The following is an 18,328-nucleotide window of genomic DNA, read 5'->3' on the forward strand; positions in this document are numbered from 1 at the left end:
GGAGCCTGCAGTGACATCAACGCGACAATGCGCACAAACTGTTGCGAGTGCGCATTTTCGGCCGCATATGTTATACATTGTAAACAAATATGGGGATTCATTTCCGCCTGAGCGACGTTCAAAACGCTCCCGGCGCAAATTTTTCCTCTCCGAAGCAGGAACAGCGTGATGGACAAGCGCGATCTGTCGACCCTCTTTCGGGAGCGGTTGAAAATGCTCTTGACACGGTCCGACCTTAACCAGTCGGCCTTCGCGGCCACCGTCGGCATCGATCGCTCGGCGTTGTCGCAGCTCCTGTCAGGCGCCTCGACCCGCCTGCCCCGCGCCGAGACGCTTCTCAACATCGCGGCCGAGTTCAAGGTGTCGCTCGACTGGCTGCTCGGCCTCTCCCAGGACGAGGGCGTCACCGGCGAAATTAGAGAGAGCCTCGAGATCGAGGAGGCGCCGGACGGTTTCGACCGCACCTTGCTCGCCAAGTGGCATGCCGAGGCGGCAGGCACGAAAATCCGCTACGTGCCGGCAGGCATCCCTGACCTTTTGCGCACTGAGGCGCTGGTCGAATATGAGGCCGGAATAACCAACAAGAGCCGTGAAGCGCAGGCCGGCGAAACGCAGTACCGCATCGACTACAACCGGCGGCCGGAGACCGACATGGAGGTCTGCATGCCCCGCCACACGCTGGAGATCTTCGCGCGCGGCCTCGGCGTCTGGGATCGTTTTCCCGAAGCCGACCGGCGTGCCCAGTTGCTGCACATGGCAGCGCTCCTCGACGACCTTTACCCGACCTTCCGCCTGTTCCTCTATGATGGACGCATGCGCTACTCGATCCCATATACGATCTTCGGCCCCTACCGCGCTGCCATCTATGTCGGTGACATGTATCTGGTGTTGAACGCCACCCAGCCGATCCGCACCCTCACCAGCCATTTCGACAATCTGATCCGCGCCGCCGATATCAACGCGCATGAGGCGGCGAGCTTCGCGCAGAAGCTGGCCGCAATGTCCTTCCCGTCAGGCTCTGTCTGAGCGCTTGCCTGCCCGGTCGACCAACATCCGACCAATGGTGAGCCCTGCACCGGGATCGAGGTCGATATCACGCCGGCCCATAAAGTCCTCTCGGCCGCAAGCTCGTTGACTGGACATAAAGACTTCTTTATATCGTTATTTGAATTCCAAATACGAAAGTTATGGCCATGACCGCGACCAACCCCATCCACGCACTGCTGGCCGAAAAGGGTGTGCTTCTGGCCGACGGTGCCACCGGCACCAATCTGTTCGCCATGGGTCTTGAGGCCGGCGAAGCGCCTGAGCTGCTCAACGAGACGTCGCCCGGGACCATTGCCAGCTTGCATCAAAACTTCGTCGACGCCGGCGCCGATATCATCCTCACCAATTCCTTCGGCGGCACCCGCCACCGGCTCAAGCTGCATCACGCGCAGGACCGCGTGCATGACCTCAACAGGCGCGCCGCCGAAATCGCCCGCTCCGTCGCCGATAATGCCGGCCGCAAGGTGATCGTCGCCGGCTCGGTCGGCCCGACCGGCGAGCTGCTGGTGCCGCTCGGCGCCCTGACCTATGACGACGCCGTCGATGCCTTTGCCGAGCAGATCGAAGGCCTCAAGGCCGGCGGCGCCGAAGTCGCCTGGATCGAGACCATGTCGGCGCCCGACGAGATCCGCGCCGCGGCCGAAGCCGCGATCCGCGTCGGCTTGCCCTATACCTATACCGGTTCCTTCGACACCGCAGGCCGCACCATGATGGGGCTGCTGCCGAAGGACATTCACGCCGTCGCTGATGGCCTGTCGCAGGCTCCGCTCGGTGTCGGCGCCAATTGCGGCGTCGGCGCTTCCGATATCCTCGCTTCGCTGCTCGACATGACCGAGGCGAAGCCGGAGGCGACCGTGATCGTCAAGGGCAATTGCGGCATACCGGAATTCCGCGGCAGCGAGATCCATTACTCCGGCACGCCGGAGCTGATGTCAGACTACGTCCGGCTGGCGGTCGATGCCGGCGCCAAGATCGTCGGCGGCTGCTGTGGCACCTCGTTCGCTCACCTTGCCGCCATGCGCAAGGCGCTCGACGCGCACACCAAGGCCGAGCGGCCGACGGTGGAGACGATCGTCCAACGCATCGGCCCGATGCGCAACAAGACGGCAAGTGCCGGTGATACGGGTGAAGGCAGGCGCGAACGCCGGCGCAGCCGCGCCTGACGGGCCTGCTTTATTCGCTGCTTTCGGCGTAGCGCGACAGCGCCGTATTGAAATCGACAACCTTCTGGCTGTCGGAACCCATCGTCATCAGGGCGCCCGACGTGCCCGGGTCGCTGATCTGCTCCAGCATCGCGCGGAAGCGATCGTTGGTGAGCGCCGATAGCGCGGTGTTGCGGGCGGCGTCGACTTCACTGCGGATGCGCGTCGATTCCGGCGTCGGAGCACGCGTCGTGTTTGCCGTCGCCGTCGCGCTCCAGTTTGTGGTGATATGCAATGCCCGCCCCTGATGCTCGTCTATCGGCACGAACTAACAAAAGTTAATTGCAATGATATTCCGGAAAAGCAGCGCAATTTAACGATCGCGGAAAAGGCCGGCAGGAATTGCCCGCCGGCCTTCGCTATTTCGGCCCTTGGTTTCGGCTCTCTACTTGTTGCCGCCCAGCGATGAAGCCAGGCGCACCAGCGACAGGAACTCCGCCCTGTAGCCGAACGGATCGGCGCCGCGCGCGGCATTGGCGATCTCGGCGATCCGGTCATATTCGAAATTCGCCGTCTGGTCCTCGTCGCGCAGCTTCTGCCCGAAAGCCGCGACGGCGACCGAGAAACGCTGGTCGGCGCCGGCCGCATCGAAGGACTTGACCTCGTTGGCGGCGGTCACCGGCGTGGTGATCAGCTTCGAGACATTCTCGCTCGGCAGCTTGTAGCGGATCTTGACGAAGGCATATTCGTCGGCATTGGCGACGCCGCCATTGTCGACCTTGGCCTGGCCGTAGCGCAGCGGATCGACCTGCTCGCCGCCGCTCCCTTTCGGTGTGATCTCATAGAGCGCCGTCACCGAATGGCCGGAGCCGATATCGCCGGCATCGACGCGGTCGTTGTTGAAATCCTCGCGCTTCAGCGCCCGGGTCTCATAGCCGACGAGACGGTATTCGGAGACCTTGGCCGGATTGAACTCGACCTGGATCTTGACGTCCTTGGCGATGGTGAACAGCGTCGAGGAGGCATCCTCGACCAGTACCTTCTCGGCTTCGGCCAAAGTGTCGATATAGGCGGCCGTGCCGTTGCCGTTCTGGGCGATGGTCTGCATCATCTGGTCGTTCAGATTGCCTTGCCCGAAGCCGAACACCGACAGGAACACGCCGGTCTTGCGCTCTGTCTCGATCAGCCGCTTGAGATCCTCGTCATCGGTCTGACCGACATTGAAGTCGCCGTCGGTGGCAAGCATCACCCGGTTGACGCCATCCTTGACGAAGGATTGCTGGGCAAGCTTGTAGGCTTCGCGAATGCCTGCCTCGCCGGCCGTCGAGCCACCAGGCTCCAGATTGTCGATGGCCGCGAGGATCTTCTGCTTTTCCGCCGCCTTGGTCGGCATCAGCACCGTGCCGGCATTGCCGGCATAGGTGACGATCGAGACGGTGTCGTCGGGTTTGAGCTTGCTGATCAGGAGCCGGAAAGCGGATTTGAGCAGCGGCAGCTTGTCCGGCTCGTCCATCGAACCCGAGACGTCGATCAGGAAGACCAGGTTGGCCTTGGGCTGCTCGGCCGGCTTCACGTCGAAACCCTTGACCGCGACATGCATCAGCTTGGTGTGCTCGTTCCACGGCGTCGGCATGACGGTGACGGTCGAGTTGAACGGCGTTGTGGCCGAATCCGGACCCTTCCAGTCATAGGGGAAGTAGTTGATCATCTCCTCGACGCGCACCGTGTCGGCCTGAGGCAGCGCACCTTCCTTCAACGAGCGCCGCACGAAGGAATAGGAGGCCGTGTCGACATCGATCGAGAAGGTAGAGACCGGATCCTGCGCGGTCTCATGGACCGGATTGGTCTTGAACGTCTCGATGCGGTCGCGGTTTTGCTCCTGCGGCTGCATCTGGTCGGAAGGCATCGGCGCAGGCTGCACCATCAGCTTGGAGTCGGCGACCTTGGGCGGAGATGCCGGTATGGCGGCAGCGACACCGGCCGGTGCCTTGTCGGCCCGCTCCAACTCGTCGGCGCTCCGCTTCGCGGAATAGCCTGCAACTACCCCGGCCCCGTCCTTCCCGCCGGCCGCGAGCTGGCCGCTTTCGGCTGGCGCAGGTTGCGGGGCAGGCATCGCCTCTGGTGCCGCCTCCTGCTTAAGCAGGCTGTCGACCTCGGTCGCCGGCTTGGGCGCTGCGGGCGCCATCTGCGAATTGGCGCGCGTCTCGGTGTCCGTGTCGGTCTTCTTCTCCTTCGCCGGCGCCGCAGCCAGCGGCTCGTTGGTCGCCAGTTGCTCCGGCGCGGACTTCTGCGCCAGAGGCTTGTCGGCCAGCGTCTCTGCGATCTTGCCGTTGCCGGTAATGACCGGCGGCTGCTCCTTCAGCATCTCGAAAGCGGCATATCCGGCAATAGGCAGCGCAACCAGCGCGGTGATGGCCGGCGTGGAAATGAGTTTCCGTTGCATGATGTCTCTCCAGAGCTTTTGTGCTCGCTCCGTGAGACGAAGGCCTGCGGACGTTCCTTGGGAGGCCGTCGAATTTTTTTCATCGAGGTCGAACGCCTGCATTGCGGCGGCCAGCGCGCGCGCCTTTGCTTCGCCGCCCGGCGCCGGTACGGCGAGATTGTGCAGCCTTTCGAGTTCGTTGTCGTCGACCATGGTCACACTTCCCCGGCTGAGCGCATCAGCACCTTCAGCCGTTTCTTCGCTTCATGGATGTGCCAGGAAACCGTCGTCTCCGAGATCGCCATCACCTCCGCCGCCGCCGCGTGGTTGAGACCTTCGCCATAGACGAGCAGCACCGCGTCGCGCTGCTTGTCGGGCAGCATCCGCACCGCGACCCACAACGCCTCGGCGGGATCGTCGGTCTCCGCCGGCGCTTCGCCCGCGATCGACGCATAGGCGCCATAGGCATCGGCCTTGGCGGTGTCGCGGGCGCGCTTGCGCATCATGTCGCGCGCCGCGTTCAGCGTCATGGCGTAGAGCCATGTCGTGAACGCGCCGCTGCCCTGATAGTCGCGGATCGCGCGGCCGAGCCGCACGCAGACATCCTGGGCGATGTCCTCGGCATCGGCCTTCCTGCCGCACCAGCGATAGGCGGCGCGATAGACGAAGCCATAGTGCCTTTCGACCAGTTTGCCGAAAGCCCCCCTGTCTCCGCACCTCGCCCGCCCGATCAAGTCGGCATCGGAGGCTTCGCCGTCGTCCAGCATCATCGCCGTCATTTGCCTGTTGGACGAAGGCTAATGACCAATCCTTGGGATGATGGAAAGATTTTTTTGCGGCGGCACCTTTTCCTACGCGGTGCCCTCTCGGCGATCTGCGGGCTAGCCGAGCGTCTCTTTGAAAAACGTCGTCAGCCGCTTCCAGTGACGTTCGGCGCCCGCTTCGTCATAGACGCTATGATCCGGCACGCACCAGCCATGGCCGACGCCTACATAGTTCTCGATCGTATGGTCGACCTCTGCCACCCTGAGCGCCTCCGCCAGCCGCGCCGATTGCTCCGGCGGGAAGCTGCGGTCGATGCCGGCGACGCCGACATAGACGCGAGCCTCGATCGAGGCCGCCTTGCGATGCGGGCTGTCGGGCGCGTCGCTGGCCAGGTTGCCGCCATGGAAGCTTGCCGCGGCAGCAATGCGGTCGGGATAGGCCGCGGCCGCGTTGAGCGCCCGCGCGCCGCCCATGCAATAGCCGACGACGCCGATCGGCCCCTCAACCGCTTCGACCGCGAGCGCGTCGAGGAAGGCGCTGCCGTCGCGGATGGTCATGCCCTGCGTCGTGCCGCCGCTCAACGCAGAGAGCGCGGCCTTGCTCTTTTCCTCGGCAAAGGCGGTTTTGGGATCGAACGGACCGTAGGGCGCATTGCGGTAAAAGAGATCGGGCACCAGCACGGCATAGCCAAGCCCGGCGATGCGCTCGGCCATCCGGTCGAGTGCCGGACGCGGGCCGAAAATATCCATGTACAGGACGATTCCCGCCTTGGCCGGCGCGGCCGGACGAAACAGCCGTGCTTTCGCCGTACCGTCCTGGGTTTTGATCTCGACGTCCTGCTTCGTCATTGCGCGCTCCGCTTGTTGCTAGAGCGGTTCACCGTTTCACGGAAACGGTGAACCGCTCTATCTCCTTGTTTTTACGCAATTCCGGACGGAAAACCGCTCACACTTTTCCTGGAATTGCTCCAGCCGATAGATATCCGCGTCGCCCGTCAGGGCAAGCCACGACATCTCAATGGTGGTCAAGTTTCCGTGCGGATCAGAGAATGCCTACACCCCAGCGAACGCCGCCATATGGAAAGCCTGCACGTCAGCCGGATAGCGATACGCAGCGCCATAGGGACAGGCGTTGCGGTCGAGGCAGCCGCCGGCGCGGCAAGGCGCGCCATCAGCGCCGCGCACATGCGCCAGACAGGCCCGGTGCGCGAAACCGTCCGCCGAATAGGCGTCCACCGGACAGGATTTCAGGCAGGGTTTTGCGACACATGTGTCGCAAATATGAGTCGCTTTGTGAGCTTGGGCGAGAGAAATCTCGTCTTCGAACAGCAGCGCCCCGCGATAGGCATGCCAGAGCCCGTAGGTTGGATGCATCAGAACGCCGAGCGGCGACGGCTTCAGCCCTTCCGCGCGCATCGCCCATTGCTGGAACGGCAGATAGGGCCGATCCGAAGGCGACACCGCGCGCGCGCCGAATTCCTGCGCAAAGGCGCCGATCACCTCGCGCGACCAGGTGTCGAGCGGATTGGCGATGTCCCTCGCCTGCTGCCCCAGCCACCGCTGGAAATGCGGCCAAGGCGCCGCGCCCGCCTGCCCGATGAGCAGCGCAGATTTGGCGGAAACGCCTGATGGACCGAGGGGAACGTCTTCGTCATCGACGAAATTGAAGCCACCACGGACGATTAGTCCATATCGGACCAGAGCCTCACTGACAGGATGATAGCCACCGATCATAGGGCGATAGCTTCGCCTTGAGCTCGCGAGCTACGTCGCTCTCGTTTTGGATCATGCGGGCGGGAGCAGCCGAGGGCCTTGCGGATCCAAGCTTGCCCTCGGTCGTCAACGATTGTCACCGCGCAGATGAATCCGGCTTCGTCCGCCGAGCACTGGTTGGTTTTCGGAAGATCGAACTCGACTTCAATTTGACCGGCACGAATTCCCAAGCCCTTCGCGGCAGCCTGAGCTTCGATCATTGAACCGTATTTGGCGGCTATCGAAGCGAATTCGGACAGCGTGCTCGGCAACTTGCCCGATACATCGATCAGGATTTTAGTCGTCGAGTGTTCTCTCGCGTACGAATGAAGTTTGCCGACGGTCCAGTAGCCATCGCAATCGTTGTTACGGCTGATGAAAGACGCGGCGACATCAGCCGCGATCCCCTTCAACGCCCTTCGACGCATTTGGACCTCCGACTTGAACCGCCGGAGAATACTCGCGTCACGGGCAAAAATCATCCCTTCCGGTCCGGGTCGGAGAACGCGCTCCGCCAGACTTCCTTGTGGATGATGTCGGCCACTTTAGCCCGGCCTGACTCGGGCTCCTTTCAAGTGAAGGCGTCGGGCATCGAGCCCTTCTTTTTGGCGATGAACTCCTTCAGCGCCTCGTCGATCGCCGGATCGAGATGCGGCGCCTCGTAGCTCTCCAGCCAGCGGCGGGCGAGCTCGTTGGCACGCTGCGGCGCGGTCTTCTCGCCCTCGGCCAGCCACTGCTCGTAGGAATTGTTGTCGGCGATGTTGGAGCGGTAGAAGGCCGTCTGGAAATTCGCCTGGGTATGGTCGCAGCCGAGATAATGGCTGCCCGGACCGACCTGGCGGATGGCGTCCATCGCCTGGCCATTTTCCGACAGGTCGACACCCTCGGCAAACTTCTGCTGCATGCCGAGCTGGTCGATGTCCATCATGAATTTCTCGTAGCAGGAGGCGAGACCGCCCTCGAGCCAACCGGCCGAATGGAGCACGAAATTTGTGCCGGCAAGGATGGTCGAGTTGAGCGTGTTGGCGCTCTCATAGGCCGCCTGCGCATCCGGGATCTTCGAGGCGCAGAGCGAACCGCCGGTACGGAACGGCAGGCCGAGCCGGCGAGCGAGCTGCGCGGCGCCGTAAGAAACCAGCGACGGCTCTGGCGTGCCGAAAGTCGGCGCGCCCGACTGCATCGAGATCGACGAGGCGAAGGTGCCGAACAGCACCGGCGCGCCGGGCTTGATCAGCTGCGTGAACGAGGCGCCGGCCAGCACTTCGGCCAGCACCTGCGTCAGCGTGCCGGCAACCGTCACCGGGCTCATCGCGCCCGCCAGGATGAAGGGCGTGACGATGCAGGCCTGGTTGTGGCGCGAATAGACTTTGAGCGCCCCGAGCATGGTCTCGTCGAACACCATCGGCGAGTTGGCGTTGATCAGGCTGGTCAGAACCGTGTTGTTCTCGACGAAGTCGTCGCCGAACACCAGCTTGGCCATCGCCACGGTGTCCTCGGCCCGCTCCGGCGCCGTCACCGAACCCATGAACGGCTTATCCGAATAGCGAATGTGGCTGTAGACCATGTCGAGATGGCGCTTGTTGACCGGCACGTCGACCGGCTCGCAGACCGTGCCGCCCGAATGGTGGATCGACGGCGCCATGTAGGCGAGCTTCACGAAATTCTGGAAATCCTCGATCGTCGCGTAGCGGCGATTGCCGTCGAGGTCGCGCACGAAGGGCGGGCCGTAGACCGGCGCGAACACCGTCGCATTGCCGCCGATCTGCACCGAACGTTCCGGGTTGCGCGCATGCTGGGTGTAGATGGAGGGCGCGGTCTTGAGCAGCGAGCGGCAGAGCCCCTTGGGGAAGTGCACGCGCTCGCCCTTGACGTCGGCGCCGGCATCCTTCCACAGCGCCAGCGCCTCGGCATCATCGCGAAAAATGATGCCGATCTCTTCCAGCACTGTGTCGGTGTTCTTCTCGATCAGCGCCAGGCCTTCCTCGTTGAGGACCTCGTAGACGTTGATCTTGCGCTTGATATAGGTGAGCTGGGTGCCTGGGCCGCCGCCCGAACGCGCTGCTCGGCGTGCCGCCGCACCGCCGCTGGCGCCGCGACCGCGCCGTCCGCCCGACGCTTCCTGCTCGACTGCCGCGTTATCGCTCATGATCGTTCTTCCTATAACTTGGCCTGAATTGGCTGGGGCGGCTCATCGTCGCCGCTTCTTGCCGGATCGTAGCCATGCACCCTATTGGAAACGGCCAGCCAGCGCCAACGCCTGTCGCAAAATCGACAAGAAAAGCGCCAATTTTTCAGTCGCTTTCCTTTTGCGGGAAGTCGCAAATCAGCTATGGCTGGCTTGCCCTCGCGGGTTAGGTATTGGCGCATCGATTTTTAGGCTGCCGCAGTCATTCCGAGCAGCAAGGAGCCCGAGGAAAAATGGCCGACGACGAGATCATCCTTTCCGAGCTTTCCGACGAGGAGCTTGTGCAGCAGATGCATGACGACCTCTATGACGGTCTGAAGGAAGAAATCGAGGAAGGCACGCATATCCTTCTCGAGCGCAATTGGGCGCCTTACAAGGTGCTGACCGAAGCACTGGTCGAAGGCATGCGCATCGTCGGCGAAGATTTTCGCGACGGCATCCTCTTCGTGCCGGAAGTGCTGCTGTCGGCCAACGCCATGAAGGCCGGCATGGCCATCCTGCGTCCGCTGCTCGCCGCCACCGGCGCGCCGAAGCAGGGCAAGATGGTGATCGGCACCGTCAAGGGCGACATCCACGACATCGGCAAGAACCTCGTCGGCATGATGATGGAAGGCGCCGGCTTCGACGTCATCGACCTCGGCATCAACAACGCGGTCGAGAAATATCTCGACGCCATCGAGCAGCACCAGCCCGACATCATCGGCATGTCGGCGCTGCTCACCACCACCATGCCCTATATGAAGGTCGTCATCGATACGATGAAGGAAAAGGGCATCCGCGACGATTATGTCGTGCTGGTCGGCGGCGCACCGCTCAACGAGGAATTCGGCAAGGCCGTGGGCGCCGACGCCTATTGCCGCGACGCGGCGGTGGCGGTCGAGACCGCCAAGGATTATATGAAGCGCAAGCACAACGTTCGCGCTTCCGCCTGACCCAAGGCATCAGGATGGATCAAAAAAAGCCGCGCCTTGCAGCGCGGCTTTTTTGTTCCCAGATGATGGGAGAAGATCAGTTGACAGTGTCTTTGACCGCCCTTGCCGTCGATTTGACGTCCTTGCCGACGCCGCGGATGGTGTTGGCGCAGGCGGTGAGTGCAAGCGCGCAGGCCAGGATGGCGATCGGCGCGATGCGTAGCAGTTTCATGGACGGTGTCTCCCTCGACAGATATTAGCCCCGCAGCGAAAGCCGGCCTGACTTGGTCAAGACGCAAAAAACGGAACCGAATCAAACAGACAGGCTGCTCGTCATCGCCTGCGGAATGATTGCGCGCGAAGTTTTGGCCGTCAAGCAACAGCTAAAGCTCGACCATCTCGAACTGACCTGTCTGCCGGCCGAGTTCCATTTCTATCCGGACCGCATCGTGCCGGCGATGGACAAGGCGATCGAGAAAGCCAAGGCCGAAGGCTACGGGCGCATCTTTGTCGGCTATGCCGACTGCGGCACCGGCGGCATGCTGGACCGCGTCATCGAGAAGCATGGCGTCGAGCGGATGGCCGGGCCGCACTGCTTTGCCTTCTACCAGGGCATGGACGCCTATGCGAAGGTCGCCGAGGACGACATGATGTCGTTCTACATGACCGACTTCCTCTGCCGCCAGTTCGAGGCCTTCTTCATCAGGCCGCTCGGCCTCGACAGGCACCCCGAGCTGATCAAGGACTATTTCGGCAACTACGAGAAGCTGGTCTATCTCGCCCAGACCGACGATCCGGAACTCGACAAGGTCGCCGAGAAAGCCGCAATCATGCTCGGGCTTGCCTATGAGCGCCGACCGACCGGCTATGGTGATCTGACGAGCGAACTGGCGCGGGCGGCGGCATCTGGTTGAGACTTTCGATCGGGGGGAATTCCATGCCTGTTAGACCTTTGCTCCTCGCTTTGCTTGTGAGCGTCTGCGTAGCCTTGCCCGCCTATGCCGACGGCGAAGTGCAGAAGCTGATCACTGCCGCCGACAAGGCGCGATTGGACAAGTATGGCGAGACGCGCAAGGCGGCCCTCGAGGAGGCCAAGGCCGGCGATCCGGCCGAGGTGAAGCAACTGGATGAACTGCTCGCCAAGCCGCTCGTCGCCTTCTCCGACAAGGACCTCACCGGCAACTGGAAGTGCCGCACCATCAAGGCAGGTGGCCTGAGCCCGCTGATCATCTATGGCTGGTTCAAGTGCAAGGTGACAGACGACGGCTCGGGCTGGCGGCTTACCAAGATCACCGGCTCGCAGCGCACGATTGGCCGCTTCTTCGACGACAACGACAAGCGCGCCATCTATCTCGGCTCGTTCTCGGTCAATGACGACAAGCCCAAGCCCTATGGCAGCGGCCCGGAGAGCGACCAGGTCGGCTACGCCTTCCGCAACAGCGCCAGCGAATGGCGGATCGAATTCCCCGCGCCTTATTACGAATCGAAGCTCGACATCATGGAATTCAAACGCTGAACCACGCTCTGGCGGCTGACCGAAGACCTCCGGCACACCAAGGATTAACCCGCCCCGCATAGCATGCGCCCGGTCTTTAGACGGGTGCTTGCCGTGGCAGCGTTGGAATCGAGTACGCGACCTATCGTGGTCGTTACAGAAGGTGGCCCGCATATCTGGGCCATCATCAATGCGATTGCCGATCGCGTCGGTCCCGTCAGCGTCATCCTCGAGAACCCTGAATCCAAAAGGCGGCTGCTCTTGGGCCGTGCCCGGCGACAGGGCTGGATCTCGGCCATCGGCCAGCTCGGCACGATGGTGCTGACCAGGCTCGGCAAGCGCTTCCTTGCCGGCCATGCCGAGCGGCTGATTGCCGAGGAGAAGCTCGCGACCGAGCCGCGGCAAGGCCAGGCGATCATCCATGTGCCCTCGGCCAACGGGCCGGAATGCCTGAAGGAAATCACGGGCATCAAGCCGGGTGTCGTCCTGCTGGCCGGTTGCCGGCTGCTGTCGAAGGATACGCTGTCAAAGATGCCTTGTCCCGTTCTCAACTATCACGCCGGCCTCGCCCCGAAATATCGCGGCATGAACGGCGGCTACTGGGCGCTGGCTTCGGGCGATCAGGGGAACTTCGGCACGACCGTGCATCTGGTCGATGCCGGCGTCGATACCGGCGGTGTGCTGAAACAGGCACGCGGCAAACCCAAGACGGGCGATACAATCGCCAGCTACGCACTGCGCCAGGCAGCCTTTTCGCGCGATATCTGCGTCGAGGCGGTCGGCAATGCGCTGGCCGGCAGACTGGAAACGATCGATCCCGGCCTGCCGTCGAAGCAGTGGTATCACCCGACGATCTGGTACTATCTCTGGACCGGCTTGACCAAGCGCGTCTGGTAATCGGCCGGCGACGGATTTCCGCATTCGCTTTGCGTCATTGCCAGCGTCGCTTTTGAAGGGGCGCGCGTCGTCCCATAACAAGCGGCCCAACAGCGCATGCGGCAATGCTCCGACATATCGAGGAGTTGAGAATTCATGGCCGATCTGATCGTCGTCTATTGGCGCGACATTCCTGCCCAGGTCATCGTCAGGAAGGGCCGGCAGAACGCCAAGCGCGAGCTGCCGCTGCGCTTCACCGAGGCGATCGACATGTGCGCCATGCGCACCGGCGCCGGCGGCACCGACGACTATCTGGCGGAATGGCGCAAGGCCGACCCGGTCCCGGTCGGCGACGACATCGAGGCCGAGGTCGAGAAGGCTTTCCAGGAACTCGACGCGAAATATGACCGCGAGCGGCTGGTCGCTCTGGTCAAGGCTGGCGGGAAAGAAAATGTCTGACAAGCAGCCGGCGGTTACCCAGGCCACATTGGTCAAGAAGGCAGCGCCGAGATCCGACTACAAGCCTGCCGACGTGTCGCCGCAACGCCGCGTCCAGCGCACCTTCGCCGTGCGGCTTTGGTCTATCCGACACTCGCGACTGCTCGAATGGTTCTATAGCCGGTTCGCCGACGTCTTCCTGCTGTTGCATCCCCTGTGGAAAGGTATCGGCTATGGCCGTGTCGAAGCTCCGGTGAAATTCGTCGAAAAGCGCGTCAAGGGCTTCATGTTCGACTGCCGCATGTGCGGCCAGTGCGTGCTCTCCTCCACCGGCATGTCGTGCCCGATGAACTGCCCCAAGCAGCTGCGCAACGGCCCGTGCGGCGGCGTGCGCGCCAACGGCAATTGCGAGGTCGAGCCGGACATGCCCTGCGTCTGGGTCAAGGCCTGGGAAGGCTCGCGCAACATGGTGCATGGCGACAAGATCCTGACCGTGCAGAAGCCGGTCGACCAGTCGCTGCGCGAAACCTCGGCCTGGCTGCGGGTCACCGCGCAGGCCGCCGCCGCGCGTGAGACGGACCAGAACACCGGAGCTTCGGCATGAACGCCCGCCAGCGCGACGAGAATCCGGCCGGCATCCATCTGCCGCTCGAACCCCTGCCCGGCCACACGTCGCGCGGCCGGCTGGAGCGCGTGCTACGCCGCGGCGAGTTCGCGGTGACGACCGAGCTCAACCCGCCCGACAGCGCCGATCCGGAAGACGTCTACAACCGCGCCAAGATCTTCGACGGCTGGGTCGATGCCATCAACGCGGTCGACGCCTCGGGCGCCAACTGCCACATGTCCTCGGTCGGCATCTGCGCGCTGCTTACGCGCATGGGCTATGCGCCGATCATGCAGATCGCCTGCCGCGACAAGAACCGCATCGCCATCCAGGGCGACGTGCTGGGCGGCGCCGCCATGGGCGTCGCCAACATGCTCTGCCTCACCGGCGACGGCGTGCAGGCCGGCGACCAGCCGGGCGCCAAGCCGGTGTTCGACCTCGATTCCATGTCGCTGCTCGAAACCATCCGCATCATGCGCGACAACGGCAAGTTCCTGTCCGGCCGCAAGCTGACGACGCCGCCGCAGGTCTTCCTCGGCTGCGCGGTCAATCCCTTCGCGCCGCCTTACGACTTCCGCCCGATCCATCTCGGCAAGAAGATCGCTGCCGGCGCGCAGTTCGCGCAGACGCAGTACTGCTTTGACGTGCCGATGTTCAAAACCTTCATGCAGAAGGCCCGCGACCTCGGCCACACCGAGAAGCTCTTCCTGCTTTGCGGCGTCGGTCCGCTGGCTTCCGCCAAGACGGCGAAATGGATCCGCTCCAACGTGCCTGGCATCCACATCCCAGACGCGGTGATCAAGCGGCTGGAAGGCGCGCAGGACCAGAAGAAGGAAGGCAAGCAGCTCTGCATCGACATCATCAACGAGGTGAAGGAAATCCCGGGCGTCGCCGGCGTCCATGTGATGGCCTACCGCCAGGAGGAATATGTCGCCGAGATCGTCGATGAATCCGGCGTGCTGAAAGGCCGCCAGCCCTGGCAGCGCGAAATCCGCCGCGACGACCAGATCGTCGCCGAGCGGCTCGACCACATACTGCATGACGAGATTACCGAAACCCAGGTGGACATGGTGAAGACCGCGCATTGATGTATGTCGCCCAAAAGTGGGAACCGGTTTTGGGACAACGACATACATGAAGTTAGAGTCTAGGTGGCAGTCACCATTCGCTTGAACAAAATCAGATAACGATATAAAGAACTCTTTATATCCCGACGGAGAGATCGCATGACCCGCACCATCGTCGCCTCGGCGACCCGAGAAATCGTCATCGGCTTCGATCAGCCCTTCTGCGTGATCGGCGAACGCATCAACCCGACCGGCCGCAAGAAGCTGGCCGCCGAGATGGTGGCCGGCAATTTCGAAACCGTCATCAAGGACGCGCTGGAACAGGCCGCCTGCGGCGCCACCATGCTCGATGTCAATGCCGGCGTCACCGCTGTCGACCCCAACGCGACCGAGCCGGCGCTTCTGGTGCAGACGCTGGAGATCGTGCAGGGCCTGGTCGACCTGCCCCTATCGATCGACTCTTCGGTCACCGCCGCCATCGAGGCCGCGCTGAAGGTCGCCAAGGGCCGCCCGCTGGTCAATTCCGTCACCGGCGAGGAAGAGAAGCTCGAGGCGATCCTGCCGCTGGTCAAGAAATACAACGTTCCGGTCGTCGCCATCTCCAATGACGAGACCGGCATTTCGATGGACCCGGACGTCCGCTTCGCTGTCGCCAAGAAGATCGTCGAGCGCTGCGCCGACTTCGGCATCCCGGCGCATGACGTCGTCGTCGACCCGCTGGTGATGCCGATCGGCGCGCTGGGCGATGCTGGCCGCCAGGTGTTCGCGCTGCTGCGCCGCCTGCGTGAGGAGCTCAAGGTCAACACCACCTGCGGCCTCTCCAACATCTCCTTCGGCCTGCCGCACCGCCACGGCATCAACGCCGCCTTCATTCCGATGGTGATCGGCGCCGGCATGACCTCGGCAATCATGAACCCGGTCCGTCCGCAGGAAATGGAAGCCGTGCGCGGCGCCAATGTGCTCAACGGCACCGACGAGAACTGCACCAACTGGATCCGCACCTACAAGGACTACAAGCCGGCCGAAGGCGGCCATGCCGTTGCCGCGCCGGTCGCGGTCACCGCTCCCGGCGACGGCGCTGCCGCCGGCGGCCGCCGCCGCGGCGGCCGTGAAGCCCGCATGGCCAGGGGATAAGCGCGCAATCGTGGGCCGCATCGCAAACAAGGCTGGTCCGATCGCATCGTGGATGCGGTCGGACAGCTCTGCTTTGCGTTCAGGCCATACCCACTATGGCGTCGAACAGCGCCATGCCCGCCCACGACCCGAAAATGCCCGTGACGCCGCCGACGATGAAATCATCGTCATAGGCGGGCCAGTATGCATGCAGGACCAGCGCTCCGACGATCGCGCCGAGAATTCCGGTGGCGAGGTATTGCGGATTGCGCAGCCACGAGCCCTTGATCACGCGCACCATGGTGAAGGCGGTGAGGACGGCGGAGAGCAGCAGATCCGACATGGTTGGCCCCTGGACCAGCGGACTCTCCGCCCAATAGTAGAACGATCCGTTAAACGGCATCGGCAATTGCCATCGAGACGCGTGCCAGCATGAATCCTCCGCCCAACATCACCGATCCGCTCGTCCTGTTCATGCCGTCAGGCAAGCGCGGCCGGTTCCCGGTCGGAACGCCGGTGCTCGATGCCGCGCGCCAGCTCGGCGTCTATGTCGAAAGCGTTTGCGGCGGCCGTGCCACCTGCGGGCGCTGCCAGATCGAGGTGCAGGAAGGCAATTTCGCCAAGCATAAGATCGTCTCGTCCAACGACCACATCTCCCCCAAGGGCGCCAAGGAAGAGCGCTACGAGCGCGTGCGCGGCCTGCCCGAGCGGCGGCGCCTGTCCTGCTCTACCCAGATCCTTGGCGACCTCGTCATCGACGTGCCGCAGGACACGGTCATCAACGCCCAGACCATCCGCAAGGACGCCGACACCAGGGTGATCGCGCGCGATACGGCGATCCGCATGTGCTATGTCGAGATCGAAGAGCCCGACATGCACAAGCCGCTCGGCGACCTCGACCGGCTCAAGATCGCCCTGATGAAGGATTGGGGCCTCAAGAATCTCGAATTCGACTTCTACCTCATGCCGCAGGTGCAGGGCATCCTGCGCAAGGGCAACTGGACCGCGACGGCGGCCATCCACAAGGATGCCGACAGCGACGTCGCGCGGGTCATTGCGCTGTGGCCCGGACTCAAGAACGAAGCCTATGGCCTTGCCTGCGATATCGGCTCGACCACCATCGCCATGCATCTGGTGTCGCTGCTGTCGGGCCGCGTCGCCGCCTCGTCCGGCACGTCCAATCCGCAGATCCGCTTCGGCGAGGATCTGATGAGCCGCGTCTCCTATGTGATGATGAATCCGGATGGACGCGAAGGCATGACGGTCGCCGTGCGCGAGGCCATTTCCAGTCTGGTCGACAAAGTCTGCGCCGAAGGCAACGTCCAACGCGCGGACATCCTGGATTCCGTCTTCGTCGGCAATCCGATCATGCATCACCTTTTCCTCGGCATCGATCCGACCGAGCTCGGCGGCGCGCCCTTCGCGCTCGCCGTCTCGGGCGCGGTGCGCATCAAGGCCTCCGATATCGGCCTTAAGCTCAACCAGGGCGCCCGCCTCTACATGCTGCCTTGCATCGCCGGCCATGTCGGCGCCGACGCTGCCGCCGTCACCCTGTCGGAAGGTCCGCACCGGCAGGACGAGATGATGCTGATCGTCGACGTCGGCACCAACGCCGAGATCGTCCTCGGCAACTCCACGCGCGTCGTCGCGGCCTCCTCGCCCACCGGTCCGGCCTTCGAGGGCGCGGAAATCTCCGGCGGCCAGCGCGCGGCGCCCGGCGCCATCGAGCGCGTGCGTATCGATCCGGACACTTTAGAACCGCGCTACCGCGTCATCGGCTCGGAATTGTGGTCGGATCAGCCGGGCTTCGCCGAAAGCGTACAGGCGACCGGCGTCACCGGCATCTGCGGTTCGGGCATCATCGAAGTGATCGCCGAGATGTATCTGTCGGGCATCATTTCGGAAGACGGCGTCGTCGACGGATCGCTGGCAGCGCGCTCGCCGCGCATCGTGCCCAACGGCCGCACGTTCTCCTATGTGCTGAAGGAAGGCGAGCCGAAGATCACCATCACCCAGAACGACGTTCGCGCCATCCAGCTTGCCAAGGCGGCGCTCTATGCCGGCACCAAGCTTTTGATGGAAAAGCAGCACACCGACCACGTCGACCGCATCCATTTCGCCGGCGCCTTCGGTTCCTTCATCGATCCGAAATACGCCATGGTGCTCGGCCTGATCCCCGACTGCGATCTCGACAAGGTCTCGGCCGTCGGCAACGCCGCCGGCGCCGGCGCGCGCATGGCGCTGCTCAACCGCGGCTACCGCCGCGAGATCGAGGAGACCGTGAGCCGGATCGAGAAGATCGAGACGGCGCTGGAGCCGAAATTCCAGGAGCACTTCGTCTACGCCATGGCGCTGCCGAACAAGGTCGACCCGTTCCCGAAGCTGGCTGCAGCGGTGAAGCTGCCGCCGCGCAAGGCAATGAGCGAGGACGGCACCGCCGGCGACGTCACCCCGCGCCGGCGTTCGCGCGAGGAGCGCGCGGCACGCCGCGGCCGCGACTAGAACAAGGCTT

Annotated in this window: 20 protein-coding genes; 11 read left to right on the forward strand and 9 right to left on the reverse strand. The window is 63.4% G+C overall.

What is annotated here, in order from left to right:
• Positions 1-168 precede the first annotated feature (168 nt).
• Positions 169-1,026, forward strand: coding sequence for a helix-turn-helix transcriptional regulator (locus CK230_RS01620; protein WP_095815450.1), 858 nt, complete (start codon positions 169-171; stop codon positions 1,024-1,026).
• A gap of 167 nt (positions 1,027-1,193) precedes the next feature.
• A complete protein-coding gene (gene bmt / locus CK230_RS01625) occupies positions 1,194-2,210 on the forward strand; it encodes a betaine--homocysteine S-methyltransferase (RefSeq protein WP_095815821.1) in 1,017 nt (338 codons plus the stop codon).
• A 10-nt stretch (positions 2,211-2,220) separates the two neighbouring features.
• On the opposite strand, the gene CK230_RS01630 is transcribed toward bmt, so the two are convergent.
• From CK230_RS01630 to CK230_RS01660, 7 genes are all read right to left on the reverse strand, one after another.
• Positions 2,221-2,484, reverse strand: coding sequence for a hypothetical protein (locus tag CK230_RS01630; RefSeq protein WP_245429786.1), 264 nt, complete (start codon positions 2,482-2,484; stop codon positions 2,221-2,223).
• Between the two features lie 150 nt (positions 2,485-2,634).
• Positions 2,635-4,824: a VWA domain-containing protein gene (locus CK230_RS01635; RefSeq protein ID WP_095815451.1), complete on the reverse strand. Its 2,190-nt coding sequence runs from the start codon at positions 4,822-4,824 to the stop codon at positions 2,635-2,637.
• A 2-nt stretch (positions 4,825-4,826) separates the two neighbouring features.
• Complete coding sequence (locus tag CK230_RS01640) at positions 4,827-5,390, reverse strand: sigma-70 family RNA polymerase sigma factor (protein WP_095815452.1); 564 nt, start codon at positions 5,388-5,390, stop codon at positions 4,827-4,829.
• Between the two features lie 102 nt (positions 5,391-5,492).
• A complete protein-coding gene (locus tag CK230_RS01645) occupies positions 5,493-6,224 on the reverse strand; it encodes a dienelactone hydrolase family protein (RefSeq protein WP_095815453.1) in 732 nt (243 codons plus the stop codon).
• A gap of 204 nt (positions 6,225-6,428) precedes the next feature.
• Positions 6,429-7,109 (reverse strand): hypothetical protein, encoded by a 681-nt coding sequence (locus CK230_RS01650; protein WP_095815454.1) that lies wholly within the window; start codon positions 7,107-7,109, stop codon positions 6,429-6,431.
• Positions 7,106-7,555 carry a hypothetical protein gene (locus CK230_RS01655; protein WP_141245972.1) on the reverse strand — a complete coding sequence of 150 codons (450 nt, stop codon included), beginning with the start codon at positions 7,553-7,555 and terminating at the stop codon, positions 7,106-7,108. The genes CK230_RS01650 and CK230_RS01655 overlap by 4 nt, the downstream gene beginning before the upstream one ends.
• A 143-nt stretch (positions 7,556-7,698) precedes the next feature.
• Positions 7,699-9,273, reverse strand: a complete 1,575-nt coding sequence (locus CK230_RS01660; protein WP_095815456.1) for a trimethylamine methyltransferase family protein — start codon at positions 9,271-9,273, stop codon at positions 7,699-7,701.
• Positions 9,274-9,545: 272 nt separating this feature from the next.
• On the opposite strand from CK230_RS01660, the gene CK230_RS01665 reads away from it, so the two are divergent.
• Entirely contained in the window at positions 9,546-10,244 is a 699-nt protein-coding gene (locus CK230_RS01665; protein ID WP_095815457.1) for a B12-binding domain-containing protein, read from the forward strand.
• 76 nt (positions 10,245-10,320) lie between these two features.
• On the opposite strand, the gene CK230_RS01670 is transcribed toward CK230_RS01665, so the two are convergent.
• Positions 10,321-10,455, reverse strand: a complete 135-nt coding sequence (locus tag CK230_RS01670; RefSeq protein WP_041003961.1) for an entericidin A/B family lipoprotein — start codon at positions 10,453-10,455, stop codon at positions 10,321-10,323.
• A 52-nt stretch (positions 10,456-10,507) separates the two neighbouring features.
• On the opposite strand from CK230_RS01670, the gene CK230_RS01675 reads away from it, so the two are divergent.
• From CK230_RS01675 to CK230_RS01705, 7 genes are all read left to right on the forward strand, one after another.
• Complete coding sequence (locus CK230_RS01675) at positions 10,508-11,137, forward strand: DUF1638 domain-containing protein (RefSeq protein ID WP_095815458.1); 630 nt, start codon at positions 10,508-10,510, stop codon at positions 11,135-11,137.
• A 23-nt stretch (positions 11,138-11,160) separates the two neighbouring features.
• A complete protein-coding gene (locus CK230_RS01680) occupies positions 11,161-11,739 on the forward strand; it encodes a DUF4893 domain-containing protein (protein ID WP_095815459.1) in 579 nt (192 codons plus the stop codon).
• Positions 11,740-11,832: 93 nt separating this feature from the next.
• A complete protein-coding gene (locus CK230_RS01685) occupies positions 11,833-12,615 on the forward strand; it encodes a formyl transferase (protein WP_095815823.1) in 783 nt (260 codons plus the stop codon).
• Between the two features lie 135 nt (positions 12,616-12,750).
• Complete coding sequence (locus tag CK230_RS01690) at positions 12,751-13,053, forward strand: virulence factor (RefSeq protein WP_095815460.1); 303 nt, start codon at positions 12,751-12,753, stop codon at positions 13,051-13,053.
• Positions 13,046-13,636 (forward strand): methylenetetrahydrofolate reductase C-terminal domain-containing protein, encoded by a 591-nt coding sequence (locus CK230_RS01695; RefSeq protein WP_095815461.1) that lies wholly within the window; start codon positions 13,046-13,048, stop codon positions 13,634-13,636. The genes CK230_RS01690 and CK230_RS01695 overlap by 8 nt, the downstream gene beginning before the upstream one ends.
• Positions 13,633-14,724: a methylenetetrahydrofolate reductase gene (locus tag CK230_RS01700; protein ID WP_095815462.1), complete on the forward strand. Its 1,092-nt coding sequence runs from the start codon at positions 13,633-13,635 to the stop codon at positions 14,722-14,724. Before CK230_RS01695 ends, CK230_RS01700 begins: the two co-directional genes overlap by 4 nt.
• A 138-nt stretch (positions 14,725-14,862) precedes the next feature.
• Positions 14,863-15,837 carry a methyltetrahydrofolate cobalamin methyltransferase gene (locus tag CK230_RS01705; protein WP_095815463.1) on the forward strand — a complete coding sequence of 325 codons (975 nt, stop codon included), beginning with the start codon at positions 14,863-14,865 and terminating at the stop codon, positions 15,835-15,837.
• A gap of 79 nt (positions 15,838-15,916) precedes the next feature.
• On the opposite strand, the gene CK230_RS01710 is transcribed toward CK230_RS01705, so the two are convergent.
• Positions 15,917-16,159: a hypothetical protein gene (locus CK230_RS01710; protein WP_245429787.1), complete on the reverse strand. Its 243-nt coding sequence runs from the start codon at positions 16,157-16,159 to the stop codon at positions 15,917-15,919.
• 89 nt (positions 16,160-16,248) lie between these two features.
• Here CK230_RS01710 and CK230_RS01715 point away from each other — a divergent pair, with 89 nt between their 5' ends.
• The gene (locus tag CK230_RS01715) at positions 16,249-18,318 is read left to right on the forward strand and encodes an ASKHA domain-containing protein (protein WP_095815464.1); all 2,070 of its coding nucleotides are present in this window, start codon (positions 16,249-16,251) and stop codon (positions 18,316-18,318) included.
• Positions 18,319-18,328 lie beyond the last annotated feature (10 nt).

The organism is Mesorhizobium sp. WSM3859, assembly GCF_002295065.1.
Lineage (GTDB): Bacteria > Pseudomonadota > Alphaproteobacteria > Rhizobiales > Rhizobiaceae > Mesorhizobium.

Coding starts and splice junctions, on each gene's coding strand:
- CK230_RS01700 (WP_095815462.1), top strand. CDS start 13,633: ATGAACGCCCGCCAGCGCGACGAGAATCCGGCCGGCATCCATCTGCCG.
- CK230_RS01645 (WP_095815453.1), bottom strand. CDS start 6,224: ATGACGAAGCAGGACGTCGAGATCAAAACCCAGGACGGTACGGCGAAA.
- CK230_RS01620 (WP_095815450.1), top strand. CDS start 169: ATGGACAAGCGCGATCTGTCGACCCTCTTTCGGGAGCGGTTGAAAATG.
- CK230_RS01650 (WP_095815454.1), bottom strand. CDS start 7,109: ATGATCGGTGGCTATCATCCTGTCAGTGAGGCTCTGGTCCGATATGGA.
- CK230_RS01635 (WP_095815451.1), bottom strand. CDS start 4,824: ATGGTCGACGACAACGAACTCGAAAGGCTGCACAATCTCGCCGTACCG.
- CK230_RS01715 (WP_095815464.1), top strand. CDS start 16,249: ATGAATCCTCCGCCCAACATCACCGATCCGCTCGTCCTGTTCATGCCG.
- CK230_RS01705 (WP_095815463.1), top strand. CDS start 14,863: ATGACCCGCACCATCGTCGCCTCGGCGACCCGAGAAATCGTCATCGGC.
- CK230_RS01640 (WP_095815452.1), bottom strand. CDS start 5,390: ATGACGGCGATGATGCTGGACGACGGCGAAGCCTCCGATGCCGACTTG.
- CK230_RS01660 (WP_095815456.1), bottom strand. CDS start 9,273: ATGAGCGATAACGCGGCAGTCGAGCAGGAAGCGTCGGGCGGACGGCGC.
- CK230_RS01690 (WP_095815460.1), top strand. CDS start 12,751: ATGGCCGATCTGATCGTCGTCTATTGGCGCGACATTCCTGCCCAGGTC.
- CK230_RS01695 (WP_095815461.1), top strand. CDS start 13,046: ATGTCTGACAAGCAGCCGGCGGTTACCCAGGCCACATTGGTCAAGAAG.
- CK230_RS01670 (WP_041003961.1), bottom strand. CDS start 10,455: ATGAAACTGCTACGCATCGCGCCGATCGCCATCCTGGCCTGCGCGCTT.
- bmt (WP_095815821.1), top strand. CDS start 1,194: ATGACCGCGACCAACCCCATCCACGCACTGCTGGCCGAAAAGGGTGTG.
- CK230_RS01680 (WP_095815459.1), top strand. CDS start 11,161: ATGCCTGTTAGACCTTTGCTCCTCGCTTTGCTTGTGAGCGTCTGCGTA.
- CK230_RS01665 (WP_095815457.1), top strand. CDS start 9,546: ATGGCCGACGACGAGATCATCCTTTCCGAGCTTTCCGACGAGGAGCTT.
- CK230_RS01710 (WP_245429787.1), bottom strand. CDS start 16,159: ATGTCGGATCTGCTGCTCTCCGCCGTCCTCACCGCCTTCACCATGGTG.
- CK230_RS01655 (WP_141245972.1), bottom strand. CDS start 7,555: ATGCGTCGAAGGGCGTTGAAGGGGATCGCGGCTGATGTCGCCGCGTCT.